A 24,076-nucleotide genomic window follows, 5' to 3' on the forward strand; every position below is an offset into this window, starting at 1 on the left:
CTCTCCGCTCAGTAGTGGGCGTGCTGGGCCTGCCTGACCAGGTCTTCGTACAGCCGGGCGTAGGGCTCCACCGCCTGGCACCAGTTGAACGGCTGGGTCATCGACAGGCAGCGCATGGCGTTGAGCAGGTCTTTCTTGGCGTACACGTAGAACGCCCGGGCCAGGGCTTCGCGGTAGCTGTCCACGGTCGAGTCGTCGAACAGAAAGCCGGTGACGCCGTTCTCGATGGTATCGGCCAGCCCGCCGGTGTTGCGCGCCACCGGCAGCGAGCCGAAACGCTGGGCGTACATCTGGCTCAGGCCGCAGGGCTCGTAGCGCGATGGCATCAGCAGGAAGTCGGAACCGGCGAACATGCGCCTTGCGTCGGTCTCGTTGAAGCCGATGCGCACGCCGATACGGCCCGGATGACGCAGGGCCAGCTCACGCATGGCCTGTTCCTCCTCCGGTTCGCCGCGGCCGATGATGGCGATCTGGCCGCCTTGGCGGACGATGTCGTCGGCCACGCCCAGGGTCAGGTCCAGGCCCTTCTGGTAGACCAGCCGCGAGACCACGGCGAACAGCGGCCCGTCCGACGGCTGCAATTCGAACAGCTCGCGCACCTGCTGGGCGTTGCGCGCCTTGCCGGCCCAGTCATTGATGCTGAAGTTGTGGTGCAGATGCTGGTCGGTGGCCGCGTCCCAGCTTTCGTCGATGCCGTTGGGGATGCCGCCGAGCAGCCCGTGCTGGGCCTTGCTGGCAAGGAAACCGTCCAGGCCGCAGCCGAACTCGGGGGTGGTGATTTCCCGGGCGTAGGTGGCGCTGACCGTGGTGATGTGGCTGGAGTAGGCCAGCCCGGCCTTGAGGAACGACAGCTTGCCGTAGAACTCCATGCCTTCCTGCTGCATGGCATGGTCCGGGATCGCCAGCTCCGGGCTGCAACCACGGCTGTACACGCCCTGGTAGGCCAGGTTGTGAATGGTGAACAGGGTCGGAGTGCTCAAGCCGCGCCAGTGCATGTAGGCCGGGGCGAGCCCGGCCGGCCAGTCGTGAGCGTGCACCAGATCGGGGCGCCAGTGGGCCATGCCCTCGCCGGCGGCGATTTCCGCCGCGGCCAGGCCCAGGCGGGCGAAGCGGATATGGTTGTCGGGCCAGTCGCGACCGTTGTTGGCGCCGTAGGGCGTGCCGTCGCGCTGGTACAGCTCGGGGCAGATCAGCACGTAGATCACCAGGCCGTCGGCCAGGTCCATGCGGCCGATCTTGCAGGGTGGCAAGGCCGCGTGGCCGCCGAGTTCGCCGACGATGTGGATGGGGTTGTCGCTCTCGACCACCTGACGGTAGCCGGGGATCAGCACCCGTACATCGTGCAGATGCGCCAGGGCCCGGGGCAAGGCCGAGGACACGTCGCCCAGGCCACCGGTCTTGACCAGGTCGGCGATCTCCGAGGTGACGAACAGGATCTTGCGCTTGTGCCGATTGTGCTGGCGCTGGGCGCCGGGTGCCTTGACTGTCGGGGCGAGGGCCGGTGGCAGCAGCTCGCGGTTATCCGGGTTGAATGACTCTACGTGAGGTTCGACAGCGGCACTGATCATACTTCTCTCCGTCCCTTGTTCTGGTGTGTGCTTAGCGTTGGCTCGTGGGTCTGCTCTCTGCTCGTTGTTGCATCTTCGTAGTGCGGTCCTTGCCCCGGATTCGTGCGCGCAGGCACGGCACGTTCGGCATTGCGGCCGAAAGACGTATGGACTGGTTGGGGTGGGTGGGCCTGGCGTGAGGAAGTCCTTTTGCGTCGGCCTACTTAAGTCCTGACCTGCCCGTGTTTTGCAAAGTTCGACTTTTTTGCGTCACATTTTCCGAGCAAAACACGGGCCGAAACTGGAGTGTAGGGGACGAAACGACAGCAATGTGACCCGTTGGTCATTTTTTTCGCGACGGTTTACCCGCGCAAACGTTGGCTAGTTGTTGCAAAATATGAGGGTCATGCAGCGTTGGCAGGCGGGTTCGATCCGCGATAGGCGCGGCACAGCTTCGAAGAGGGGCGTCATGGTGCGCAGGGGAGCCGGTCGGCTCCCATTTGGACGGGGCGGTGAATCAGAGGCCGGTGGTGTTGTCTTGCACACGGGCCTGCTGCAGCAACAGGTTCAACTGGGCGACCTGCTGACGCAACTGGTCGCGTTCGTCCTTCAACTGGCGCAACTCGTCGCGGCGCACGGTGACATAGAGGGTCTGGGTGGGAGTGGCTGGCATCAGGGTACCCATGGCACACCTCGCATGGCTGGTGACAATTGGAAGCGTAGTCGCTTCATGCGGCGCGCATTCTGAATTCTTCGCAGGCCCTTGGGAACTTTTTTGTTTATCGTTGTCGCCCCGTTCGTCGGTGAACCCTCTGCCAGAACGCTGGACTAATCTGAAATCGTCAATTGTTGTAAAGCAAAAGCTACTGGAGCGTCGTCACATGCAACTGGGAATCATCGGGCTTGGCCGCATGGGCGGCAATATCGCAAGGCGCCTGATGCGCGCAGGTCACAGCACTGTGGTCCACGATCGCAACCGCGAAGCCATCACCACCCTGGAAGGCGAAGGCGCGGTGGGCGCCCACGACCTCGGTGCGCTGGTGCAGAAACTCAAGGCGCCGCGCGCGGTGTGGGTCATGCTGCCCGCGGGCGAAATCACCGAGCAGACCATCGCCCAGCTGGCCGACCTGCTCGAGCCCGGCGACGCCATCATCGATGGCGGCAACACCTTCTACAAAGACGACGTGCGCCGCGCCGCCGAGCTGGGCAAGCGTGGCCTGCACTACCTCGATGTCGGCACCTCCGGCGGTGTATGGGGCCTGGACCGTGGCTACTGCATGATGATCGGCGGTGAAAAAGCGGTGTTCGAGCGCCTGGAGCCGCTGTTCAAGGCCCTCGCCCCAGGCGTCGGCGACATTCCGCGCACCCAGGGTCGCAGCGGCGAGCACGACCGCGCCGAGCACGGCTACATCCACGCCGGCCCGCCCGGTGCCGGTCACTACGTGAAGATGGTGCACAACGGCATCGAGTACGGCCTGATGCAGGCCTACGCCGAAGGCTTCGACCTGCTGCGCAGCAAGGGCGGCCCGGAATTGCCGGAAGACCAGCGCTTCGACCTGAATGTGGCCGAGATCGCCGAAGTGTGGCGCCGCGGCAGCGTGGTCACCTCCTGGCTGCTGGACCTGACCGCCGACGCGCTGGTCGCCGACCCGCAACTGAGCGAATTCAGCGGTTCGGTATCCGACAGCGGCGAAGGGCGCTGGACCATCGACGCCGCCGTCGAGCAGGCCGTGCCGGTGCCGGTGCTGTCCAGCGCGCTGTTCGCCCGCTTCCGCTCGCGCCAGCAGCAGGGCACCTATGGTGACAAGATCCTCTCCGCCATGCGCCTGGGCTTTGGCGGCCACGTCGAGAAGAAGAAGGACTGAATGAGCAAATCGACCATTCCCGCTGCGCCGCCGTGCACCCTGTTCCTGTTCGGCGCCAGCGGCGACCTGGTCAAGCGCCTGCTGATGCCGGCGCTCTACAACCTCAGCCGTGACGGCCTGCTCGACCGCAACATGCGTATCGTCGGGGTCGACCACAACGCCTCCACGGCTGAAGCGTTCGCCGAGCGCCTGCACGCCTTCATGGCCGAGCGCGACGCGGGCAAGTGCCTGGACGAGAAAGTATGGGCACGCCTGGCCAAGCGCCTGGACTACCAGACCGGCGACTTCCTCGATCCGCAGACCTACCAGGCGCTGGCCCGGCGCATCGACAAGACGCGCCACGGCAACGCCATCTTCTACCTGGCCACCTCGCCGCGCTTCTTCCCCGAGGTGGCCCAGCGCCTGGGCGATGCCGGCCTGCTCGACGAGTCGGGCGGGGGCTTTCGCCGGGTGGTGGTGGAGAAGCCGTTCGGCACCGACCTGGCCAGTGCCGAGGCGCTCAACGCCCGCCTGCTCAAGGTGATGAGCGAGCGGCAGATCTACCGCATCGACCATTACCTGGGCAAGGAAACCGTGCAGAACATCCTGGTCAGCCGTTTTTCCAACGGCCTGTTCGAATCGTTCTGGAACAACCATTACATCGACCACGTGCAGATCACCGCCGCCGAGACCGTCGGCGTCGAGACGCGCGGGGCCTTCTACGACAACACCGGCGCCCTGCGCGACATGGTGCCCAACCACCTGTTCCAGCTGCTGGCCATGGTCGCCATGGAGCCACCGGCGGCTTTCGGCGCCGATGCCGTGCGCGGCGAAAAGGCCAAGGTGATCGGCGCCATCCGCCCCTGGTCGCAGAAGATGGCCCTGCGCAATTCCGTGCGTGGCCAGTACACCGCCGGCAAGCAAGGCCGCAAGCAGCTCCCCGGCTACCGCGAGGAGGCCAACGTCGCCCCGCACAGCCAGACCGAGACCTACGTCGCCCTCAAGGTGATGATCGACAACTGGCGCTGGGCCGGCGTGCCGTTCTACCTGCGCACCGGCAAGCGCATGAGCGTGCGCGACACCGAGATCGCCATCTGCTTCAAGCCGGCGCCCTACGCCCAGTTCCGCGAAAGCGAGCTGGAGCGGCCCAAGCCCAACTACCTGAAGATCCAGATCCAGCCCAACGAAGGCATGTGGTTCGACCTGCAGGCCAAGCGCCCGGGGCCGGAGCTGGTGATGGAGAATGTCGAGATGGGCTTCGCCTACAAGGACTTCTTCAAGATGACCCCGGCGACCGGCTACGAGACGTTGATCTACGATTGCCTCACCGGTGACCAGACCCTGTTCCAGCGTGCCGACAACATCGAGAACGGCTGGCGTGCCGTGCAGCCGTTCCTCGATGCCTGGGCGGCGGAGGGCGGCGAGGTGCATGGGTATGCGGCAGGGGAGGATGGCCCCGAGGCGGGTGACGAGTTGCTGACGCGGGACAAGCGCGAGTGGCATGACTTGGGGTGAATGCTGATCGGCTCAGCTCTCATTGCGGGACCAGCTTGCGCTGTGCCTGTGTGAGTGGGCTGGCCCCGCGTGAGGGCTGAGGTCACTGCGCAACTCCCAGCGGAACGACTGCAACCGCCAAGGCATCCAAACTCAGGCCCACCCCGCCAGAGGATCCCCGATGCCCGCTCTGATCGAAGACTACGCCCTCATCGGCAACTGCCGCAGTGCCGCCCTGGTCAACCGCGATGGCGCCCTCGACTGGCTGTGCCTGCCACGCTTCGATGCCCCTGCCGTGTTCGCGGCTCTGCTGGGCAACGAGGAAAACGGCCGCTGGCGCATCGCCCCCAGCGACCCCGTCGAACACCGTACCCGGCGTTACCTGGACGACACCTTGGTGCTGGAAACCACCTGGACCACCGCCAGTGGCCGCGCCCGGGTGCTCGACTGCATGCCGTTGGGCGAGCACAACGCCGTGCTGCGCATCGTCGAGGGCCTGAGCGGCGAGACGGCCTTCGAGATGGACCTGGTGCTGCGCTTCGACTATGGCCGCAGCGTGCCCTGGGTGGAAAAGATCGACCCGCTGACCCTGAGCGCCGTCGCCGGCCCCGATCGCCTGATCTTGCGCAGCAGTGTCGAAACCCATGGTCGCGACCACCACAGCGTCGCGCGCTTTCGCGTGCGTGCCGGGGAGCGCCAGGTGTTCAGCCTGTGCCACCAGGCCTCGCACCTGCCCGTGCAACCCGCTTGCGATGTCGAGCACGCCCTCGAGCAGACCATCGACCAGTGGCAGGCCTTCGCCGCCCGCTGCCCCGATGTCGGACCCTATACCGAGCAGGTGCGCCGCTCGTTGCTGACCCTCAAGGCCATGACCTACGCGCCCACCGGCGGCATGGTCGCGGCCGTCACCACCTCGCTGCCCGAGCGCGTCGGCGGCGAGCGCAACTGGGATTACCGCTACTGCTGGCTGCGCGACGCCACCATGACCTTGCTGGCGCTGATGAACCTTGGCTACTTCGACGAGGCCCAGGCCTGGCGCGAGTGGCTGTTGCGTTCGGTGGCCGGCAACCCTGAGCAGATGCAGATCATGTACGGCTTGGCCGGGGAGCGTGACCTGCCTGAGTTCACCTTGCCGTGGCTGTCCGGCTACGAGCAATCGCAGCCGGTGCGGGTCGGCAACGCCGCCTCCGCGCAGTTGCAACTGGATATCTACGGCGAGCTGGCCGACGCCATGACCCAGGCCATCAAGGGTGGCCTGCCGCGCCATCCGCGCAGCGCGGCGATCGCCCGGGCGATCCTGCCGTACCTCGAGCGCATCTGGCGCGAGCCGGACGAAGGGCTGTGGGAAGTGCGCGGCGGTCGCCAGCATTTCGTGCATTCCAAGGTCATGGCCTGGGTCGCCTTCGATCGCGCGGCGAGCCTGGCCGATACCACCGAGGAAGACCGCGAGAGGGGGCGCCATTATCGACAGGTGGCGGATGAGATCCGTGATGAGGTGTGTCGCCGTGGACTGGATGCCAGCGGCAGTCACTTCGTCCAGGCCTATGGCTCCACTGAGCTGGATGCCAGCCTGCTGCAGATTGCGTTGACCGGTTTTTTACCGGCACAGGATCCGCGCTTTCAGCGCACGCTGCGGCAGATCGAACGACGCCTGCTGCGCAACGGCCTGCTGCTGCGCTACGACAGTGACAATTGCAGCGACGGCCTGACGCCGGGGGAGGGTACTTTCCTGGTGTGTTCGTTCTGGCTGGCGGATGTCTATGTGCTGCTGGGGCGCCAGCAAGAAGCGCAAGGGCTCTATGAGCGGCTGATCGGGCTGTGCAATGACGTGGGGTTACTGGCGGAACAGTACGACCCGGCGGGGCAGCGGATGTTGGGGAATTTTCCGCAGGCGTTCAGCCATATCGGGATCATCAATACCGCGTTGAACCTTCACCGGGCGCAATGTCCGGTCAGAGCGAGGGCACGTTGCGCCGCTGCCGAGCCGAGGCAATGAGCGTGTTCTCGGCGGCATTTTCGATCGAAGCCGCGCTTGGGTCATGGAGCTTGAGTTTCGGCGGCAGTGAATGCGGGCACCACTAAATGGGGTCGATGGCAACATCAGCTATGGTGCTAGGGCGCCAGCCATGGTTGTCGCCACGGGTTAAACGTGGAGTTTCCCATATTTGCTTTGGCACAGGAGGGTGAGCTGTGAAGGATCTGGCAATGTGGTCCCGAGTTCTGATGTTGCTGGTTTTTGCAGTCGGGTTCGTCAGAACGCTGATCACGCAGTACCGCTCCAGAAAGTACCTGGGCGACTTGACCGTGCGCTGTCCCGAGTTCCTGCCGGAGACCAAGGGGCCTGTTTATTTCAAGACGGGCGTGGAGTTCAGGATGATGTCCTTTCTTTACACGCGCCGTTATCAAGGGTTGGCGGACGCCACCCTGCGCGATCGGGGTGAACAGCTCAGATGTCGATGCATCCTCGATACGCTGTTGGGATGCATGGCTTTGCTTCTGTGTCTGGCGAACTTCGCCTTCACGGCAAACGGTTACTGACGACCGCCTGGTGCGGGCTTGAGCAAGCATTCACCGGGCTGGCCAGTCGATCCCGAGAGGCGTCTCTCGGGATCGACCTGCACATCGCTTATGACTTCACGCCACTGCCTCACGGCCGGCGCTCGCCACCTTGGTATGGCGCAGCGTCGGAATCAGGAACGCGATCGCCAGTACGCAAGCGCTTACCAGCAATACGAAGCCGCCATCCCAGCCGAAGTGGTCGACGGTGTAGCCCATCGCCGCACTGGCCGCCACCGAGCCGCCCAGGTAGCCGAACAGCCCGGTGAAGCCCGCGGCGGTGCCGGCGGCTTTCTTCGGCGCCAGTTCCAGCGCCTGCAGGCCGATCAGCATTACCGGCCCGTAGATCAGGAAACCGATGGAGAACAGCGCGATCATGTCGATGGTCGGGTTGCCTGGTGGGTTGAGCCAGTACACCAGGGTGGCCACGGTCACCAGGGCCATGAACACGATGCCGGTCAGGCCGCGGTTGCCCCGGAAGATCTTGTCGGACATCCAGCCGCACAGCAGCGTGCCAGGGATGCCGGCCCACTCGTAGAAGAAGTAGGCCCACGAGGTGGTATCGACGCTGAAGTGCTTGGCTTCCTTCAGGTAGGTCGGCGCCCAGTCCAGCACGCCGTAGCGCAGCAGGTAGACGAACACGTTGGCCAGGGCGATGTACCACAGCAGTTTGTTGCGCAGCACGTACTCGACGAAGATCTGCTTGGCGCTGAATTCCTGCTCGTGGCTTTCATCGTAGCCTTGCGGGTAGTCGTTCTTGTACTGCTCGATCGGTGGCAGGCCCACCGACTGCGGGGTATCGCGCATCATGGCGAAGGCGAACACGGCCACCAGCACCGCCACGGCGGCGGGCACGTAGAAGGCCGCATGCCAGTCGTTGGTCCAGCCCAGGCCGAGCAGGAACAGCGGGCCGATCAGGCCGCCGCCGACGTTGTGGGCGACGTTCCATACCGAGACCACGCCACCACGCTCCTTTTGCGACCACCAGTGCACCATGGTCCGTCCGCTCGGCGGCCAGCCCATGCCCTGGGCCCAGCCGTTGATGAACAACAGCGCGAACATGATCGCCACGCTGGAGGTGGCCCAATGCGCGAAACCGAAAATGAACATCACCCCCGCCGAGACCAACAGGCCGAACGGCAGGAAGTAGCGCGGGTTGGAGCGGTCCGATACCAGGCCCATGAGGAACTTGGACAGGCCGTAGGCAATGGCGATGGCGGAGATCGCCACGCCCAGTTGACCACGGCTGTAGCCCTCTTCCTCGATCAGGTAGGGCATGGCCAGGGAGAAGTTCTTGCGCAGCAGATAGTAGCCGGCATAGCCGATGAAGATCCCGGCGAAGATTTGCCAGCGCAGGCGCCGGTAGGTGCTGTCGACGCGCTCGTCGGGCAGCGGCGCCTGGTGCGCGGCAGGGCGGAAGAAGGCGAACATGTGAAGCTCCAGGTTGTTATAGGTATGCGAAAGCGAATTTTACATTTTCGTTACAGAAAAAATATCGCTTTTGTCGCAAGCCGTTGTTGTTTTGTGAACGCCTTGTAGGAGGGAGCCTACCTGGAGCGGGCAATCCCCTCTTATGAATGATGGCAAAAAGCTACGCATTCTTCGGAAGTGAACCACTTTTCCGGCTCAATTCATGGATAGATGAGCCCGCACTATGGAAATCACTGCTTCGCACGTAGAACGCACGCCCGCCATCCCACGCACCGCAGCACTGCCCAGCCTCCACATCGCCACCGATGCCTTCGCCACCTGGCGCCTCACCGCCGATCTGCTGTTCAACCCGTCAAGTCGGTCAGGGGATGCCTTCAACGCCTCGTTCAAGGTTTTTCACTTCCATCGGTTTCTGCTTTGCAGCGGGCGTCTGGATGGCGCCCGCTATGGCCGCGATCGGGCTCGCCTGGGCTGGTGCGACCTCGACCATTACCTCCTGCACGTGCCGCTGCAACGCGGGCTGGCCTGCGGCAACGGCCTGCGCGTGCGGGCGCGAGATATCGTGCTGCTGGACTTGGCGCAGCCAGCGGCCTTTCGCATGACCAGCGGTACGGCGCTGAGCCTGGTGATCCCACGCACCGCGCTGCTGCATGACAGCGATCGGCTGCATGGCCTGCGCCTGTGCGGCAAGAGCGCGCCGGGGCGTTTGCTGGCCAGCCTGCTGTCTTCCCTTGCCGTGGCCGCGCCCGACCTGACCCAGGATCAGGGCCTGCACCTGAGCCAGCCGGTGCTGAGCATGGTGGCGGCCTGCCTGGCCGGCGCGGTGGCGGAGCGTGCGGCGATCACCCCCTCAGGACACGACGAACTCGGACGCCGGGTGCGCCGTTATATCGAGCTCAACCTGCATCGCGAGGACCTCACGCCCGCGCTGCTGGCCAAGGCCCTGGGCACCTCTCGCAGCCAGCTGTACCGGGCGTTCGAGCGCTTTGGTGGGGTTGGCCATTACCTGCAACGGCGGCGCCTGCGCCGCAGCCTGTTGGCCTTGGGCGAGCCGGGTCACGCCGCACGCCGCATCGGCGATGTGGCCTACGCCCATGGTTTTGCCGACGAGGCGCACTTCAGCAAGTTGTTTCGCAAGACGTTCGGCCTGTCGCCACGGGCGGCGCGCCTGGCGCTGCAACGGGGTGAACTGGCGGTCATGGCCCATTTGCCGCCGGTGGGCGCGGACGGGCCGGCGCTGGCGCGCTGGATTCATGATCTGGGCAGTGATTGAACTGTTGATTCTGGGACGCACAGCCAGGTTTTCGGGACGCCTGTCCGCGGACGTGGCCCTGCGCCGACCGTAATCTGGTCCCACCTGACAACCCCATCATCCACCCACCCCCGGTGCCGTCTTCACGGCCCATACCGACGCCAGACGGACGGCATCGGCACCGAATGTGACAAGGAGCGTCGGACGTGGCGAATCAATCCCTCCATCACCTCATCCAGAGCATCGCCGGCGCGGTGGCCGAAGCGCAGGACAAGATCCAGCGCTTCCAGGTCTCCACCGTGCGCCAGTACTTCGACGAGGACAATCGACCGGTCAGCATCGATGTGCGGCTGCCTTCGCACTCGCCCCAGGCGCAGGACGGCGAAGAGCGCGTGGTGCGGGTGCCGCTGCTGTCGCTCGTGGGCGCCCGGCTGATGGCCGTCAAGGACATGGAAATCTCGTTCGAGGTCGGCCTCAACGGCGGCGACGGCATGGCCGCCGACGAGGGCCATGGCGATGACGGCTCTGGCTGGCCGAGCGAGACCCACAAGGCTCTGAACGTCGATCTGGGCGTTCGCCGCAATGGTGAAGGCGGGCCACTGGCGCGCGTCACCCTCAAAGTCGAAACCCAGCCCCCTTCGGAGGGGATGGCTCGGCTGCTGCAAAACCTCGATAAATTGATCTAGGAGAAACAGAAATGGCTAACTTCTCGATGGGTGATCAGTTCCGCGGCCTGCCCATGGGCGACCTGATCGGCGGGCCGCTGACCGCCGCCTGCGACGCCCAGGTGCGCCTGGCCAATGCCACCGCCGACTTCATCAAGGTGATCGGCTTCCTGCCGCCGCCACCTGACCCCAACAATCCGGCAGACCCCAACGCCGTCGGTGACGTGCGCACCGTCAGCTTCCGCTACGACCGGCCCTCCACCAGCAAGCCCGACGACGGCTCCATCCCGATGGAACGGGTCGAGCTGGAAGTCCCGCTGCTGGCGGTGGTCAAGGTGCCGAACCTGTCGATCAACAAGGTCGACATCACCTTCGACATGGAGGTGAAGAACTCCGAGCAATCACGCGAAGCCACCGATGCCCAGGCGGCGATGACGGCCGAGGCCAGCATCGGCTGGGGACCGTTCAGCGCCAAGGTCAACATCTCCGGCTCGGTGTCCTCGCACAAGGAGAACACCCGCTCCACCGACCAGTCGGCCAAGTACCACGTCGAGGTCCATGCGGCCGACGACGGCATGCCGGAAGGCCTGGCACGGGTGCTGGACATGATTGCCCAGTCGGTCGCGCCAAAAGCCATCACCCAGCAGTAACGGGCGATCTGGCCAACGCCAGCCTTCTGGCCCGCTGAGCTTTCGCCAGGGTTGGCCGTCAGTCTTTTCCGGAAAGGAGTTCCGTGATGTTCGATCTAACGGACGTGGGATATGTGAAACGCATCGTCGTCGGCAGCACCGATCCGGAGAAGCTGACGTCGCAGGACGTGATCCAGGCGCAGACCGCGCTGCTCAACCGCTGCCTGAGCGAACCGCCCAAGGGGCGCATCGTCGGCATCGAAAAGACCTTCAACCTGCTCAATATCGGCGAGCACCAGGTGGTGCTGCAGTCCCTGATCTACCACGTGGGCTTCGCCCGTCGACCGTTCTGGCTGGCCGACGACCAGGAGGCCTCGTGATGAACCGTCTCGAATCATTCATCCAGGCCCTGGGCGGCGCCATGCACTGCGCTCAGCAGGCCACTGGCGCGCGCTGGCCAGGCATCCGCATCGCCTCGATGGAAGTGGTGCTGGCGGCCACCGTCGAGTCCGGCGATGCCCCGGGCGCCCTGGCCCTGCGCATCGGCCGCGCGCCACGGCGCAAGCAGATGCTGCACCAACTGAGTATCGCCGTGCCCGGTGATGCCCGCGAGGCGATCGTCGTGCGCCTCGACGGCCAACTGTTCGGGCACTACAGGAGGCCCAGCGATGGCCAGGCGAACTGACCGCTCGATGAGGTTGCTGCTGTCAACCGAGGAGACACGGACCATGCGCTCGATCCTGAAGAACAAGCCAGGTCGCCCGGCGCGGATGTCCGTCGGCAAACGGGTGTTGTGCGCGATCGGCGCGGCGCTGCTGTCGGCGCTGGTCTCGCTGGGCGTGATCCAGCCCGAACTGGCCCTGGCCATCGCCAAGTGGGCGGGGCTGGTGCTGGCGTTCTGAACCCCGCAACCACACAACAAGGAGAGTCATCATGAAACACCTGGCAACCGCACTGGTCGGCGCCCTGGCGCTGGCCAGCCTGGCTCCGTCATGGGCCGGCGAGTACGAAGGCAGCTTCAAGGACAATGGCGTCGACGTCCCCGTGACCTTGAACATCGACCCCGCCGCGAGACTGGGCAAGGCCGCCGGCACAATCCGTTTCGAAGGTGCCTGGGCCTGTGGCTTCGACCTGCAACTGACCGGTACCGACGGACAGGCGCGCAGCTACGCCCTGAAGAAGTCCGGCGCTGGCCGCTGTGGGCCGTTGACGCTCGGCCACCTGCAGAGCCAGGCGAGCGCGAGTGGCCTGCAGATCCAGCTGTTCACCCCGGGCAATACGCTCGCCCAGCGCGTCACCCTCGCGCCGCCCGATAACCAGTAACGCCCCACCCGACTTCCAACCGGTTCGACATCAAGGCACGGCCAGGCCGCTGCCCCACGGGGAGCGGCTTGCCCGGAGCAAGGAGCAGATCATGTGCATCACCAACACCGTAGGCACCGGCGGCAACAACGCCGCCGCCGATGTGCGCAGCCTGCAGTTGCTGCTCAACCTGAACAGCGGGCAACGCGGTTTCAACTGCGCGCTTGGCACCGACGGCCTGTGGGGCGCGGGGACGCGCGGCGCGCTGGAGCGCTTCCAGCAGATCATCGGCAGCCCGGTGGGCAAGCCGGTGGCGCCGGGCGACGCGACCCTGGGCGCGCTGCGGGTGGGGCTGCCCGGTGGCTTGGTCGCGCCCAAGTTGTGGCTGGCGCTGATCAATGCCAACGGCACACGCATCGACGCCTTCCATCAGCCGGTGCTCGACGTGCTGACCCGCTACCGCATCGACACGCCGCTGCGCATCGCCCACTTCCTCGCCCAGATCGCTCACGAGAGCGGCTGCCTGCGTTACACCGAAGAGCTGGCCTCAGGCTCGGCCTACGAGGGGCGCAAGGACCTGGGCAACCTGCAGCCCGGCGACGGCCCCCGCTTCAAGGGCCGCGGGCTGATCCAGCTGACCGGTCGCGCCAATTACCGCCAGTACGGCCAGTACTGCAAACGTGATTTCGAGAGCCGTGACGACCCCGCCCTGGTGAGCAGCGATCCGGCGTTGGCGGTGGATGTCGCCGGCTGGTTCTGGGCCAACCGCAAGCTCAACGACTGGGCCGACAAGGACGATCTGCGCGAGGTCACCCGGCGCGTCAATGGCGGCTTCAACGGCCTTGACGACCGCGCCGCCTACCTCGCCCGGGCCAAGTGGCTGCTGATCGGCTGAACGCTTTACCGCGCTTTCCGCCGCCAGCGGCGGACCCTCGAGGACGTCAACGTCCTGTCACTGCAAAAAGGAGCTTCATGATGAAAAAGACTTTCGTTATAACGCATGCGCGCACCGCGCTGGCTGCCCTGGCGGTCAGCGGCAGCCTGGCACTCGGCCTGCTGCCGATGACGGCGGCCCAGGCCGCCGTGGCGTGCCCACAGGCCAACTCCGCTGGCGCGCCGGCGGTCAACCAGCAGCACGTGTTCTGCGGGGAGGTGGAGGTGCGAGCATCCGGTAACCGGGCCAAGGGCTTTCACAGCAGGCCGAACGGTCAGTCGCCGGCGACGGTGACCGGGGCTGGCGCCGGCACACCGCAAGGGCCTGCGGGGATCTACGTACTGCGCAACTTCACCATCACCGAGAACGGCGCGAGCGGCACCAAGAGCATCTCGACGATGTTCCCCGACAGTTGCTCGCAAGCCAACGTGGTGGCTGCCATCCAGAACGCCTACAACAACCGTACCGCGCTGAACGGCAATCAGTTCCGCGGGCCTTCGGGGGCGAGCTGTCAGGCCGGGGCACCGGCGGCGTCGTTCAACATCGTCGGCTACCTGGATGCCACTGGCACGGTGGTGACCACCGCCTATCCTGACTACTGATCCTGCGTCATCATCACCAGGGCCGGGCATCATGCCCGGCTCTTCTCGTTACCGCAGTGAAGGAGCTTTTCATGTCCAACCCCCAGAACCCTGGTTTTCGGCAATTTCTCGCCGAGGAGGTGACCGCCTTGGCCCGTGAGGATCTGCTGAAAAAGGCCCTGGCGGCACGCCAGGACCAGGCGGTGGAGTCCTACAGCGGCAATGCCTACCATGTCGCGTTCGAGCGGCAGATGGTGGTGATCGAGCACCATTACGTCGAGGATTGGCCCGCCGTGCGTCTGCCTCTGAACGACTTCATCGAGGCCTTGCAGGCAGGGCCTGAAGTGGGCGGCAAGGGAGCAGGGCGACCTTGAGTCGCGAAGGGTTGCTCCTATTACGGTTGTAGGGGTCTCAGGAAGCTGCGTTCGTAGCTGAGAATGAAGCGCTGCTCGCGGGCCAGGGCGAAGGCGGCGATGCATTCCGGGTCGGTCTCAGAGGCTTTTCGGTACTGCTCGTACGCTGCCAGGCTGGGGAAGCTGAACAAGGCGTAGGCAACGTTGTTGGCGCCTTCGCTGGGCAGGAAGTAGCCGTGATGGCTGCCACCCATGCGGTTGACCAGGTCGATCCATAGCTTGCCGTAGGCTTCGAAGGCCGGGATCTGGTACGGGTCGATGATGTACTTGAGGTGGCAGGTGATCATTGCACGCAATCCTTTGGCTGAGCCGGGAGGCTCACCTTACAGCGGGCGGACGGCAGCGTCGATGGGGTCAGGGACTGGCCTGGCGCCAGATCAGCTGTTCGGTGGGGTAGCCTTGCTCGCGTGCCAGGGCCAGCAACCGCTCGCGGGTCTGGTCACTGACCGTCGGGGTGCGTGACAGCAACCACAGGTATTCGCGGTTCGGATGGCCTACCAGCGCCACGCGGTAATCCGCGTCATGGTAGAGCACCCAGTACTCGCCCTTGGTCAGGTTCGGCGCCAGGTGGCTGAACCAGTTGTCGAAGCGCACCCAGAGCTTGTCGGTACGTCCAGGCACCTGCGGCTCGGCGATGCCTCGGGCTTCGTTCCACTGGCCGTCCTGCTCCAGGCAGCGATTGGTCACGTCGATACGGCCATCCTCGCGTAGCCCGTAGCGGGCTTCGGACTGCGTGCAGTTGCGCTGGAAGAACATCGGCAGGCGCGCCAGTTCGTACCAGGTGCCCTGGTAGCGCTGCAGTTCGACCTGTTGCGTGGTGGGCGGCTGCTGCTCGCGGGCGCTGCCACAGCCCGCGAGCGCAAGGATGAGGCTGCAGCAAAACGGCACGGCCAGGCGCATCGCCATGGGAAACCTCCTGAAGGGGAGAAAGGCTCACATGATCTTCGATGCGCGGGCCGGCCAAAGGTTTTACTGGGCTGGGCGCGAGGTCTCCACGCGCAGGATCTCGGTGTAGATGGCATCGACGGTCTGGTCGACCTTGAGGTTCTTCATGCGCGCCTGCAGGTCCGGGTCTTCGACCTTGACCACTTGCAGCTTGCCCTCGGGCGGCAGCAGGGTGACTTCATGGGTGTTCAGGTCGATCTTCTTGATCTGCGAGGTGACCTTCACCTGGCGGAACGCTTCGCCGCCGGGGTTGGGGTTGTCCTTGGTGGCGCGGATGGTGCCGGACTCTTCGGAAGCCTTCGGCGCGCCGCCTTCGTTGGTGTTGAGCACGTAGGCGACGGCGCGGGTCACGTAGATATCGACCTGGTCGCCGACCTTGAGGTTGGGCAGGGCCTTGGCCTGTTCGCCGAGCTGGAAGGTCACGTCCTTGTCGTGTGGCCCTTTGACCGTGACTTGGCGGCTGGGCAGGTCGATCTTGGTCACTTCGGTGGTGACATGGCTTTCCAGCGCCTCGCTGGCGATAGGCAGTTCGGCGGCGTGGGCGGCGAGGCTGGCGGCGAAGATGAGCGAGGCGAGAGCGATGGCGCGGGTCGGGTTCATTGGCCTGTCTTCCTTGTGGTCGATACCGGTGGGTGTATGCGAGAAGAAGCATAGACACTGGTTGGCAGGTGTGTGGCCAATGCTGGCCTTATCGCGGGGCAAGCCCGCTCCCACGTCGGATGGTCGTGGGAGCGGGCTTGCCCCGCGATAAGGCCGCGGTTCAGGCATTACAAAGGTTGATGGTCACGCTCGCGCTTGGCTCCGGACACACTCACCGCCCCCGGCAAGCTCACGGCATTCTTCGCCGCCAGCACTTCGGCCATGACGCTGACCGCGATTTCCGCCGGGGTCTTGCTGCCGATGTAGATGCCGATGGGGCCATGCAGGCGCTCGAGCGACTGTTCGGTTTCGCCGAAATGCTCGATCAGCCGCTCGCGGCGCAGCTGGCTGTTGCGCCGCGAACCGATGGCGCCGATATAGAACGCCGGGCCGTGCAGGGCCTCGAGCAGGGCCAGGTCGTCGAGTTTGGGGTCGTGGCTGACGGCGATGATGCAGGTGCGCAGGTCCGTCCTGAATTCGCGTACCACGTCGTCGGGCATGCCTCGGCGGTGCTCGACGCCGGCCACCGACCAGGTGGCCATGTGTTCGGGGCGCGGGTCGCAGACGGTCACGCGAAAGCCGTTGAACAAGGCCATGGTCGCCAGGTATTCGGCCAGCGCGCCGGCGCCGATCAGCAGCATGCGGTAACCGGGGCCGAGGGTGTTGACCATGTGCTGGCCGTCGAAAGCGAACTGCTCCGGCGCCGCGATGACGTCGAGGCTGATCGTTCCGCTGGCCAGGCTCAGGTGACGGCGCATCAGTTGGCCGTCATCGAGCCGTGCGAGCAGCTGCCGCAAGGCCGCGGCGGCGGGACTGAACTCGAGAATCAGCTCCAGTGTGCCGCCGCAGGGCAGGCCGAAACGGTGGGCCTCGTCGGCGCTGACGCCATAGCGGACCACCTCGGGGGCGCGCTGGGGCAGGCCGGGGCCGCCGTAGGCGGTGGTGTAGCGGTGGATCAGGTCGTCCTCGATGCAGCCACCGGACACGCTGCCAACCACCCGGCCATCATTGCGCAAGGCCATCATCGAACCGACCGGGCGCGGCGATGAGCCCCAGGTGCGGGCGACGGTGGCGAGCAGCACGCGGTGGCCGGCCTGGAGCCAGTCGAAGGTGGTGCGCAGGACCAGCAGGTCGATGCTTTCCATGATGTGTGAAACCTCGTCTTGCCGTGTGCCTGTGGGAGCAACTGTGTTGCTCGATTTCCAAAAGCTGACACCATCCCTGTGGGAGCGGGTTTACCCGCGAACACGGGCGAAGCCCGTGCCATCCACCGCAGTGCCTGCTTCGCGGGTGAACCCGCTCCCACGGCGCCGCTCAGCGCATATGCAGGATGATCGGGCTGCTGCTGGCCGGGTCGGTATGCCCGCGCAACGTGCCCACCGCCTTGGCCTCCACCGCGCCGCCGTGATTGCCCCACGCACTGCGGGCGAAACTCAGTACCTGGGCAATCTCCTGGTCCGACAACTGCTCGCGGAACGCCGGCATGCGGTAGGCGTCAGGCACCCCGGCGGCGACGATGCGTTGCGAGCCGTTGAGGGTGATGTTGATCGCCGAGGCATTCTGCGCGGCCAGCATCGAGGTGGCGCCCGCCAGTGGCGGCATCCACTCGGCCTGGCCCTTGCCGTCCAGGCCATGGCAGCTGGCACAGCGGGTCGCGTAGGTATGAGCCCCCGGCGTGTCGAGCCCTGCGGCAACCGCCTGATACTGCCAGGGTGCGCCGTCACGCCCCGGGTCGCCGGGCAGCGACTTGAGGTAGCGCGCAATCGCACCCAGGTCGTCGTCGCTCATGAACTGCGTGGAGTTGTTGAACGCCTCGGTCATCGAGCCGTACACCACCGCGTGTTTGTTGCGCCCGGTCTTGAGAAACTGCACGATCTCCGGCTCGCTCCAGCGCCCGAGCCCGGTGTTGTGGTCCTGGCGCAGGCTTGGCGCGTACCAGCCATCGAGCAGGGCGCCGGCGAGGAACGGCGCGCCGCTTTCGTCCAGGGCCTTCTCGTTGAAGGCCAGCCCCCGAGGCGTGTGGCAACTGCCGCAGTGGCCGGGGCCCTGGACGATGTAGGCGCCGCGATTCCACAGAGGATCTTGGTCGGTCTTCTGCGCGTAGGCGGTCGTCGGCGCGAACAGGCCGTTCCACAGGGCGATGGGCCAGCGCAGGTTCAGCGGCCAGGGAATGCCACTGGGGATATTGGCCTCGGCAGCCGGTTGCACGCCCTTCATGAAGAACGCATAGAGCGCCCGCACATCGTCGTCGCTGAGTTTGACGTAGGAGGGGTAGGGCATGGCCGGGTACAGCCGCCTTCCATCGGGCGTCACGCCCTGGCGCACGGCGCGGTCGAAGTCGGCCAGGCTGTAGGCACCGATACCGTGCTCGCGGTCCGGGGTGATGTTGGTGGCATGGATGGCCCCCAGCGGCGTGGCCATTTCCAGGCCACCGGCAAACGGTGCCTTGCCCGGCAGGCTGTGACAGGCCACGCAGTCGCTGAGCCGGGCGACGTATTCGCCGCGGCTGACCAGGGCGGCGTCGGCGCTGTCCGTGGCGCTGAAGGGCGAGGCGGGCTCGCGGGTGACGTACCAGGCCAGCAGGCCTGCCGCGACCAGGCACGGCAAGGCCAGCCAGCCTGCGGTTCTTGCGAATCGGCTGTTGTTCATGGGCTGTCCTTGTCGTGTCAGCTGAAGGTATGGCGGCTCAGGGGCATGCTGCGCACGCGCTGGCCGGTGAGTCGTGCCACGGCGTTGGCCACCGCGGGCGCCACCGCCGGCAGCGGTGGCTCACCGATGCCGCCCATCTTCGCGCCGCTCTCGACGATGCGCACATGCACCCGGGCCATGCGCGACGGCGGCAGCACCGGGTAAAGGTCGTAGTTGCGCGCCCGTGGCATGCCGTTGAGCCACACCGATTCCTCCAGCAGCACCTGGGACAGGCCAAGGGACACCGCGCCGTTGACCTGGGCCTCGATGATCGCCGGGTTGACGATGCTGCCCGGGTCGATGGCCTGCCAGATATCGTGCACCTTGACCTGGCCACCCTCGAGCGATACTTCGGCGATCACCGCCGCCTCCGAGCCGAACGGCGAGGCCATGGCCACGCCACGCGCGCGTTTGCTGCCGTCCTCGGCGGTGAACGGGCCGCGCTTCCAGCCACCGGACAACTCGCCGACCGCCTGCAGCAGCGTGGTCAGGCGTGGGTTGCCCTGCAGCAGGTGCAGGCGCAGTTCGTATGGGTCGTGGCCGCCCTTGTCGGCCAGCTCGTCGAGGAACGACTCGTAGAAGAAATCGTTCAGCGAATTGCCCACCGAGCGCCAGTAGCCGAGCATGGCCGGGCCTTTGACATAGATCTGCGCAGTGCGCTTGTTGGCGATGGCGTAGGCCTTGCCCGACAGCCCTTCCAGGGCGGTGGGATCGACCTTGTCGCCCTGCTTGCCAGCGATGGCCTCGGTCGGCCCTTCGGTGGCGCTGATCGCCTCGATGGCGACCGGCATGCCTTTGTCGTCCAGCCCGGCGCGGAACTTGACCACGGCCATCGGCCGCATGGCATCGCGCAGGAATTCCTCCTCGCGGCTCCAGATCAGCTTCACTGGGCGGCCCACGGCCTTTGCCAGGGCGATGGCCTGCGGGTAGGGATTGGCCGAGTCGTACAGGAAGTGGCGGCCGAAGAAGCCGCCGAGCAGCGGCGAGTGCAGGGTGATCTGCGCCGGGGCCAGGCCGGTGCGCTTGGCGATGTCGTCGCGGAACATGTCCTGCGCCTGGTTGGGTAGCCACACCTCCAGGCTGCCGTCGGGGTTGAAGCGAGCGGTGGCGGAGGGCGGTTCCAACTGCGCATGGTTGAGGAACTGGTTGTGGTAGGTGGCTTCGACCGTGCTCTTGGCGCCGGCCAGGGCGGTGGCCACGTCGCCTTCATTCTCCTCGTCGCGGCTTGGACCGGTCTGGGCGGCCAGGTGCTCGCGCCAGCCGTCGCTGGAGAAATCGGCGGGCATCGGCCGCACCTGGCTGTCGGCCGCGGCCTCCTTCCAGTCCACCTGCAACGCTTCGACCGCGCGCTTGGCGTGCCACCAGCGTTCGGCGACCACGGCCACCGCGCCGGGCAACGGGTGCACCGAGTGCACGCCCTTCATGGTCTTGACCTGCTCTTCGTTGCGCAGGCCGCCGACGGTCATGCCCAGGCGCGGCGCATGCTGCACGGCGGCATGGAGCATGCCGTCGACCTTGATGTCGATGCTGTAGATGGCCTTGCCGGTGGACTTGTCATGGGCATCGAGGCGTTGCACCGGTTTGCCGATCCAGCGGAACTGGCTGGGGTCGCGCAGCTTGACGCTGGCCGGGTCCGGCACCGGCAGGTCCATGGCCTTGGCGGCCAGTTCGCCATAGCCGAGCGAGCGGCCCGAGGCTGCGTGAACCACCTTGCCCGGCTCGGTGCTCAGCTCGGCGACCGGCACGCCCAGCTGTTCGGCGCCGGCCTGCAACAGCATGGCTCGGGCCAGGGCGCCGAGACGGCGCATGGTCGGGTAGCTCATGCGTACCGACATGCTGCCGCCGGTGATGCGCCAGCCGTTCTCCATCACCACGTAGGCTTCGCCCGGCGGCGCGCTGTCGACAACGAAGGTGGCCGGGTCGGCGTCCAGTTCCTCGCCGATGATCTGGGCCATGGCGGTATTGACGCCTTGGCCACCCTCCATGAACGGGCTGAGCAGGTGCACGCTGCCGTCGGGGCGGATCTCCAGGAAAGCCGGCACCTGGGTGCCGCGCTCGGTGGTCGCGGCAGCGGCCTGCACCCGTGCCGAGCCCAGCGGCAGGCCGAAGCCCAGCACCAGGGCGCCGATGGCGGTGCTGGCGAGGAAGCGCCGGCGCGACAGGTTGACGGTTTCGCCGTTGCGCAGGCGCAGCAGGTCGTCGGGGGAGTCGATGCGCGCGTTCATCAGGCGTTCTCCCCTTGGGCCAGCTCGTGCACGGCGGCATGGATGGCGTTGTAGGTGCCGCAGCGGCACAGATTGACCATGGCCGCGTCGATCTGCGCATCGCTGGGTTTGGGCGTGTGCTTGAGCAGCGCGGTGGCCGCCATCACCTGGCCGGACTGGCAGTAGCCGCACTGGGCTACCTGGTGCTCGACCCAGGCGGCGACCACGCGCTTGCCCACGGCATCCTGCTCGATGGCCTCGATGGTGGTGACTTCGCGGCCGACCACGCCGGCCACCGGGGTGACGCAGGCGCGCACCACGTTGCCGTCCACCAGCACCGAGCAGGCGCCGCACTGGGCCAGGCCGCAGCCATACTTGGTGCCGGTCAGGCCCAGGTCGTCGCGGATCACCCAAAGCAAGGGCGTGTCGGCGTCAGCCTCGACCTGATAGGTCTGCTGGTTGATTCGTAGTTCCATGGGCTCACCTGCTGATCAACGGTTATGGAGAAGGGGAATACGCTGTTCCCCAATCCAGAAACGCTAGCACAGAGGCCCATTGCGCAACCGATACACCTCGCAGATTCAGAGGATCAGGCAAGCAACTCGGCGGAATGCGCAAGCGGCTGTCAATCGATGCGCGGATGCTGTTGCGCGAGGGTCTTGCGCCTGGCCTCGAGCTCGGCGATCTGCGCGTCGATGTCCTCGATCTTCTGCTCGATGTTGTCGTGATGCTCCTGCAGCAGCTCGCGGGCTTCCTCGATGTCCGAGGCGGCCGGGGCGGCTCCGCGCAGCGGGCGGTTGGCGGTTTCCTTCATGGTCAGGCCGGTGAGCAGGCCGACCACGGCGATCACCATCAGGTAGTACGCCGGCATGTACAGGTTGTCGGTGGTCTCCACCAGCCAGGCGGCCAGGGTCGGGGTGAGGCCGGCGATCAGCACCGAGATGTTGAAGGCGCTGGCCAGGGCGCTGTAGCGGATATGGGTGGGGAACATCGCCGGCAGGGTCGAGGCCATCACGCCGATGAAGAAGTTCAGCAGCACGGCAAGGATCAGGAGGCCGGCGAAGATCACCGCCAGCTTGCCGCTGGTGATCAGCATGAAGGCCGGGATCGCCAGCAGGAACAGGCCGACGCTGCCGACGATGATGAACGGCTTGCGCCCCCACTTGTCGCTGAGCAGGCCGATGATCGGCTGCACGAACAGCATGCCGACCATGATCGCGATGATGATCAGCACGCCGTGGTCCTCGCTGTAGTGCAGGTTGTGCGAGAGGTAGCTGGGCATGTAGGTGAGCAGCATGTAGTAGGTGACGTTGGTGGCGATCACCACGCCGATGCAGGTCAGCAGGCTGCGCCAGTGCTGGGTGGCGACCTCCTTGAACGAGACCTTGGGGCCGCTGGCCAGGCCCTCGCGGTCACCCTGTTCGAGCTTTTCCACGTGTTGCTGGAAGGCTGGGGTCTCCTCCAGGGCATGGCGCAGGTACAGGCCGATCAGGCCCAGCGGCAGGGCCAGGAAGAATGGCAGGCGCCAGCCCCATTCGAGGAACTGCTCCTCGCCGAGTACCGTCGAGATCACCACCACCACCCCGGCGCCGAGCACGAAGCCGGCGATCGAGCCGAAGTCCAGCCAGCTGCCGAGAAAGCCGCGCTTGCGGTCCGGGGCGTATTCGGCGACGAAGATCGACGCGCCGGTGTATTCGCCGCCCACCGAGAAGCCCTGGGCCATCTTCGCCAGCAACAGCAGGATCGGCGCCCAGATGCCGATGCTGGCGTAGGAAGGGATAAGGCCGATGGCGAAGGTGCTCAGCGACATGATCACGATGGTCGCGGCCAGCACCTTCTGCCGCCCGTAGCGGTCGCCCAGGGCGCCGAAGAACAGCCCGCCCAGCGGACGGATCAGGAACGGCACCGAGAAGGTGGCCAGGGCGGCGATCATCTGCACGCCGGGGCTGGCGTTGGGGAAGAACACCTTGCCCAGGGCATAGGCGACGAAGCCGTAGACGCCGAAGTCGAACCATTCCATGGCGTTGCCCAGGGCGGCGGCGGTGATGGCCTTGCGCATCTTGGCGTCGTCGACGATGGTGATGTCCTTCAGGCCGATGGGCTTGACGGATTTCCTGCGTGATTTCATGGGGCCGTTGTCCTTGAGGCTTGGGGGCATGGCCATGGTTTGGCCAGCCTTGTACCTAAGGTCAGATACGACGGCGCGCTAAATAATTCCCTGCCGGGTCATTTGCGTGCAGCAAACCATGCGCGATTCGTGTAGGAGCGGCCTTGCCGAGGCGTCGGACCGGTCGGAAAGGGCTGCGCAGCAGCCCCCGGCGATTTATGCGTCGCCGCTGAGATCCCGGGGCTGCTTTGCAGCCCTTTCGCGACACAAGGCCGCTCCTACACAGGGGAGGGCGCAAGGTTTGAGGGCGTTGTTGGTCAAAGCGTGCGAGACATCAACCAATGGCTGTGCCCCCAGGCCTCGAACGGCTCCATGTGCGCCCAGCCACGCTTGGCGTAGTAGGCGTCCTGGTCATGGGTATGCAGGTAGAGCATGGCGACGCCATTGCTGCGGGCATGCTCGCAGATGCCTTCGATCAGTAGTTCCGCCAGGCCTTGCCCGCGCGCCTCTGGGGCGACGAACACACAGGCCAGCCACGGACCGAGATCGCTGCGCCCGGGCAGGTCGTCGCTGGCCAGGGCGGCACTGCCCAGCAGGCGGTCGCCGTCCAGGGCCACCAGGCATTGCCATTGACCGTTGTGCTGGCCTTCGGCGAACTCGCGTTGCCAGTCGGGCAGCGGCACGTGCGCGTACTCGTAGTGGAATTGCTGGTGCAGCCATTGGGCGAGGGTATCGCAGTGGGCCATGTGGTGTTTCAGCCAGTCCAGGCGAGGCATGACGATGTCCTTGTCGGTCGAGGGAGCGCAAGAGGGAGCCGCGCTGAAGCATACACCGCGGTGTGTAGT

At 65.9% G+C, this 24,076-nt stretch carries 26 protein-coding genes; 14 read left to right on the forward strand and 12 right to left on the reverse strand.

What is annotated here, in order from left to right; translation table 11 throughout:
• Positions 1-8: 8 nt before the first annotated feature.
• Together glgA and N5D48_RS01785 are read right to left on the reverse strand one after the other, a co-directional pair.
• Positions 9-1,568 (reverse strand): glycogen synthase GlgA, encoded by a 1,560-nt coding sequence (gene glgA / locus N5D48_RS01780; protein ID WP_279880455.1) that lies wholly within the window; start codon positions 1,566-1,568, stop codon positions 9-11.
• 496 nt (positions 1,569-2,064) lie between these two features.
• Positions 2,065-2,232, reverse strand: a complete 168-nt coding sequence (locus N5D48_RS01785; protein ID WP_279880457.1) for a DUF6026 family protein — start codon at positions 2,230-2,232, stop codon at positions 2,065-2,067.
• Here N5D48_RS01785 and gnd point away from each other — a divergent pair.
• From gnd to N5D48_RS01805, 4 genes are all read left to right on the forward strand, one after another.
• Complete coding sequence (gene gnd, locus N5D48_RS01790; RefSeq protein ID WP_279880459.1) at positions 2,231-3,412, forward strand: phosphogluconate dehydrogenase (NAD(+)-dependent, decarboxylating); 1,182 nt, start codon at positions 2,231-2,233, stop codon at positions 3,410-3,412. The two genes, N5D48_RS01785 and gnd, sit on opposite strands and share 2 nt — an antisense overlap.
• Positions 3,413-4,906 (forward strand): glucose-6-phosphate dehydrogenase, encoded by a 1,494-nt coding sequence (gene zwf / locus N5D48_RS01795; protein ID WP_279880461.1) that lies wholly within the window; start codon positions 3,413-3,415, stop codon positions 4,904-4,906.
• Positions 4,907-5,066: 160 nt separating this feature from the next.
• Complete coding sequence (locus N5D48_RS01800; protein ID WP_279880462.1) at positions 5,067-6,881, forward strand: glycoside hydrolase family 15 protein; 1,815 nt, start codon at positions 5,067-5,069, stop codon at positions 6,879-6,881.
• 194 nt (positions 6,882-7,075) lie between these two features.
• Positions 7,076-7,423: a hypothetical protein gene (locus tag N5D48_RS01805; protein WP_279880463.1), complete on the forward strand. Its 348-nt coding sequence runs from the start codon at positions 7,076-7,078 to the stop codon at positions 7,421-7,423.
• A 96-nt stretch (positions 7,424-7,519) separates the two neighbouring features.
• Here the strand turns inward: N5D48_RS01805 and glpT are convergent, their stop codons facing one another.
• Positions 7,520-8,872 (reverse strand): glycerol-3-phosphate transporter, encoded by a 1,353-nt coding sequence (glpT, locus tag N5D48_RS01810; protein ID WP_279880464.1) that lies wholly within the window; start codon positions 8,870-8,872, stop codon positions 7,520-7,522.
• A 223-nt stretch (positions 8,873-9,095) separates the two neighbouring features.
• Here glpT and N5D48_RS01815 point away from each other — a divergent pair, with 223 nt between their 5' ends.
• The 10 genes from N5D48_RS01815 to N5D48_RS01860 all read left to right on the forward strand — a co-directional run bounded on the left by N5D48_RS01815 (position 9,096) and on the right by N5D48_RS01860 (position 14,609).
• On the forward strand, positions 9,096-10,145 hold the full coding sequence (locus N5D48_RS01815) for a helix-turn-helix domain-containing protein (RefSeq protein WP_279880466.1): 1,050 nt from the start codon (positions 9,096-9,098) through the stop codon (positions 10,143-10,145).
• Between the two features lie 185 nt (positions 10,146-10,330).
• Positions 10,331-10,810, forward strand: coding sequence for a DUF2589 domain-containing protein (locus tag N5D48_RS01820; protein ID WP_279880467.1), 480 nt, complete (start codon positions 10,331-10,333; stop codon positions 10,808-10,810).
• A gap of 11 nt (positions 10,811-10,821) precedes the next feature.
• The gene (locus tag N5D48_RS01825) at positions 10,822-11,439 is read left to right on the forward strand and encodes a DUF2589 domain-containing protein (protein ID WP_279880469.1); all 618 of its coding nucleotides are present in this window, start codon (positions 10,822-10,824) and stop codon (positions 11,437-11,439) included.
• Between the two features lie 86 nt (positions 11,440-11,525).
• Positions 11,526-11,798 carry a hypothetical protein gene (locus tag N5D48_RS01830; protein WP_279805420.1) on the forward strand — a complete coding sequence of 91 codons (273 nt, stop codon included), beginning with the start codon at positions 11,526-11,528 and terminating at the stop codon, positions 11,796-11,798.
• Positions 11,798-12,103, forward strand: a complete 306-nt coding sequence (locus tag N5D48_RS01835; RefSeq protein WP_279880470.1) for a hypothetical protein — start codon at positions 11,798-11,800, stop codon at positions 12,101-12,103. Before N5D48_RS01830 ends, N5D48_RS01835 begins: the two co-directional genes overlap by 1 nt.
• Before the next feature lie 43 nt (positions 12,104-12,146).
• Positions 12,147-12,320 carry a hypothetical protein gene (locus tag N5D48_RS01840; protein WP_279880471.1) on the forward strand — a complete coding sequence of 58 codons (174 nt, stop codon included), beginning with the start codon at positions 12,147-12,149 and terminating at the stop codon, positions 12,318-12,320.
• A gap of 31 nt (positions 12,321-12,351) precedes the next feature.
• Positions 12,352-12,741, forward strand: a complete 390-nt coding sequence (locus tag N5D48_RS01845; RefSeq protein ID WP_279880473.1) for a hypothetical protein — start codon at positions 12,352-12,354, stop codon at positions 12,739-12,741.
• A gap of 91 nt (positions 12,742-12,832) precedes the next feature.
• Positions 12,833-13,615, forward strand: coding sequence for a glycoside hydrolase family 19 protein (locus N5D48_RS01850; RefSeq protein WP_279880474.1), 783 nt, complete (start codon positions 12,833-12,835; stop codon positions 13,613-13,615).
• 80 nt (positions 13,616-13,695) lie between these two features.
• Positions 13,696-14,256, forward strand: a complete 561-nt coding sequence (locus tag N5D48_RS01855; protein WP_279880476.1) for an EndoU domain-containing protein — start codon at positions 13,696-13,698, stop codon at positions 14,254-14,256.
• Between the two features lie 71 nt (positions 14,257-14,327).
• A complete protein-coding gene (locus N5D48_RS01860; RefSeq protein WP_279880478.1) occupies positions 14,328-14,609 on the forward strand; it encodes a hypothetical protein in 282 nt (93 codons plus the stop codon).
• A gap of 20 nt (positions 14,610-14,629) precedes the next feature.
• On the opposite strand, the gene N5D48_RS01865 is transcribed toward N5D48_RS01860, so the two are convergent.
• The 9 genes from N5D48_RS01865 to N5D48_RS01905 form a co-directional block, all read right to left on the reverse strand.
• On the reverse strand, positions 14,630-14,935 hold the full coding sequence (locus tag N5D48_RS01865; protein WP_279880479.1) for an NIPSNAP family protein: 306 nt from the start codon (positions 14,933-14,935) through the stop codon (positions 14,630-14,632).
• 67 nt (positions 14,936-15,002) lie between these two features.
• The gene (locus tag N5D48_RS01870; protein ID WP_279880480.1) at positions 15,003-15,554 is read right to left on the reverse strand and encodes a lipocalin family protein; all 552 of its coding nucleotides are present in this window, start codon (positions 15,552-15,554) and stop codon (positions 15,003-15,005) included.
• A gap of 63 nt (positions 15,555-15,617) precedes the next feature.
• Positions 15,618-16,193, reverse strand: coding sequence for a hypothetical protein (locus N5D48_RS01875; protein WP_279880481.1), 576 nt, complete (start codon positions 16,191-16,193; stop codon positions 15,618-15,620).
• A gap of 167 nt (positions 16,194-16,360) precedes the next feature.
• Positions 16,361-17,377: an XdhC family protein gene (locus tag N5D48_RS01880; protein WP_279880482.1), complete on the reverse strand. Its 1,017-nt coding sequence runs from the start codon at positions 17,375-17,377 to the stop codon at positions 16,361-16,363.
• Between the two features lie 169 nt (positions 17,378-17,546).
• Positions 17,547-18,881, reverse strand: a complete 1,335-nt coding sequence (locus N5D48_RS01885) for a cytochrome c (protein WP_279880483.1) — start codon at positions 18,879-18,881, stop codon at positions 17,547-17,549.
• Positions 18,882-18,898: 17 nt separating this feature from the next.
• Positions 18,899-21,145 carry a molybdopterin cofactor-binding domain-containing protein gene (locus tag N5D48_RS01890; protein ID WP_279880484.1) on the reverse strand — a complete coding sequence of 749 codons (2,247 nt, stop codon included), beginning with the start codon at positions 21,143-21,145 and terminating at the stop codon, positions 18,899-18,901.
• Positions 21,145-21,600: a 2Fe-2S iron-sulfur cluster-binding protein gene (locus tag N5D48_RS01895; RefSeq protein ID WP_279880486.1), complete on the reverse strand. Its 456-nt coding sequence runs from the start codon at positions 21,598-21,600 to the stop codon at positions 21,145-21,147. The genes N5D48_RS01890 and N5D48_RS01895 overlap by 1 nt, the downstream gene beginning before the upstream one ends.
• A gap of 149 nt (positions 21,601-21,749) precedes the next feature.
• Complete coding sequence (gene proP / locus N5D48_RS01900) at positions 21,750-23,252, reverse strand: glycine betaine/L-proline transporter ProP (protein WP_279880487.1); 1,503 nt, start codon at positions 23,250-23,252, stop codon at positions 21,750-21,752.
• A gap of 296 nt (positions 23,253-23,548) precedes the next feature.
• Positions 23,549-24,007: a GNAT family N-acetyltransferase gene (locus tag N5D48_RS01905; protein ID WP_279880488.1), complete on the reverse strand. Its 459-nt coding sequence runs from the start codon at positions 24,005-24,007 to the stop codon at positions 23,549-23,551.
• Between the last annotated feature and the right edge of the window lie 69 nt (positions 24,008-24,076).

This window comes from Pseudomonas sp. GD03858 (genome assembly GCF_029840925.1).
Taxonomy (GTDB): Bacteria; Pseudomonadota; Gammaproteobacteria; order Pseudomonadales; family Pseudomonadaceae; genus Aquipseudomonas.

Excerpts from the sequence above, each read along its gene's own strand:
- glgA (WP_279880455.1), bottom strand. The coding sequence starts at position 1,568 with ATGATCAGTGCCGCTGTCGAACCTCACGTAGAGTCATTCAACCCGGAT.
- gnd (WP_279880459.1), top strand. The coding sequence starts at position 2,231 with ATGGCACACCTCGCATGGCTGGTGACAATTGGAAGCGTAGTCGCTTCA.
- N5D48_RS01785 (WP_279880457.1), bottom strand. The coding sequence starts at position 2,232 with ATGGGTACCCTGATGCCAGCCACTCCCACCCAGACCCTCTATGTCACC.
- zwf (WP_279880461.1), top strand. The coding sequence starts at position 3,413 with ATGAGCAAATCGACCATTCCCGCTGCGCCGCCGTGCACCCTGTTCCTG.
- N5D48_RS01800 (WP_279880462.1), top strand. The coding sequence starts at position 5,067 with ATGCCCGCTCTGATCGAAGACTACGCCCTCATCGGCAACTGCCGCAGT.
- glpT (WP_279880464.1), bottom strand. The coding sequence starts at position 8,872 with ATGTTCGCCTTCTTCCGCCCTGCCGCGCACCAGGCGCCGCTGCCCGAC.
- N5D48_RS01815 (WP_279880466.1), top strand. The coding sequence starts at position 9,096 with ATGGAAATCACTGCTTCGCACGTAGAACGCACGCCCGCCATCCCACGC.
- N5D48_RS01825 (WP_279880469.1), top strand. The coding sequence starts at position 10,822 with ATGGCTAACTTCTCGATGGGTGATCAGTTCCGCGGCCTGCCCATGGGC.
- N5D48_RS01830 (WP_279805420.1), top strand. The coding sequence starts at position 11,526 with ATGTTCGATCTAACGGACGTGGGATATGTGAAACGCATCGTCGTCGGC.
- N5D48_RS01835 (WP_279880470.1), top strand. The coding sequence starts at position 11,798 with ATGAACCGTCTCGAATCATTCATCCAGGCCCTGGGCGGCGCCATGCAC.
- N5D48_RS01840 (WP_279880471.1), top strand. The coding sequence starts at position 12,147 with ATGCGCTCGATCCTGAAGAACAAGCCAGGTCGCCCGGCGCGGATGTCC.
- N5D48_RS01845 (WP_279880473.1), top strand. The coding sequence starts at position 12,352 with ATGAAACACCTGGCAACCGCACTGGTCGGCGCCCTGGCGCTGGCCAGC.
- N5D48_RS01850 (WP_279880474.1), top strand. The coding sequence starts at position 12,833 with ATGTGCATCACCAACACCGTAGGCACCGGCGGCAACAACGCCGCCGCC.
- N5D48_RS01855 (WP_279880476.1), top strand. The coding sequence starts at position 13,696 with ATGAAAAAGACTTTCGTTATAACGCATGCGCGCACCGCGCTGGCTGCC.
- N5D48_RS01860 (WP_279880478.1), top strand. The coding sequence starts at position 14,328 with ATGTCCAACCCCCAGAACCCTGGTTTTCGGCAATTTCTCGCCGAGGAG.
- N5D48_RS01865 (WP_279880479.1), bottom strand. The coding sequence starts at position 14,935 with ATGATCACCTGCCACCTCAAGTACATCATCGACCCGTACCAGATCCCG.
- N5D48_RS01870 (WP_279880480.1), bottom strand. The coding sequence starts at position 15,554 with ATGGCGATGCGCCTGGCCGTGCCGTTTTGCTGCAGCCTCATCCTTGCG.
- N5D48_RS01875 (WP_279880481.1), bottom strand. The coding sequence starts at position 16,193 with ATGAACCCGACCCGCGCCATCGCTCTCGCCTCGCTCATCTTCGCCGCC.
- N5D48_RS01880 (WP_279880482.1), bottom strand. The coding sequence starts at position 17,377 with ATGGAAAGCATCGACCTGCTGGTCCTGCGCACCACCTTCGACTGGCTC.
- N5D48_RS01885 (WP_279880483.1), bottom strand. The coding sequence starts at position 18,881 with ATGAACAACAGCCGATTCGCAAGAACCGCAGGCTGGCTGGCCTTGCCG.
- N5D48_RS01890 (WP_279880484.1), bottom strand. The coding sequence starts at position 21,145 with ATGAACGCGCGCATCGACTCCCCCGACGACCTGCTGCGCCTGCGCAAC.
- N5D48_RS01895 (WP_279880486.1), bottom strand. The coding sequence starts at position 21,600 with ATGGAACTACGAATCAACCAGCAGACCTATCAGGTCGAGGCTGACGCC.
- proP (WP_279880487.1), bottom strand. The coding sequence starts at position 23,252 with ATGAAATCACGCAGGAAATCCGTCAAGCCCATCGGCCTGAAGGACATC.
- N5D48_RS01905 (WP_279880488.1), bottom strand. The coding sequence starts at position 24,007 with ATGCCTCGCCTGGACTGGCTGAAACACCACATGGCCCACTGCGATACC.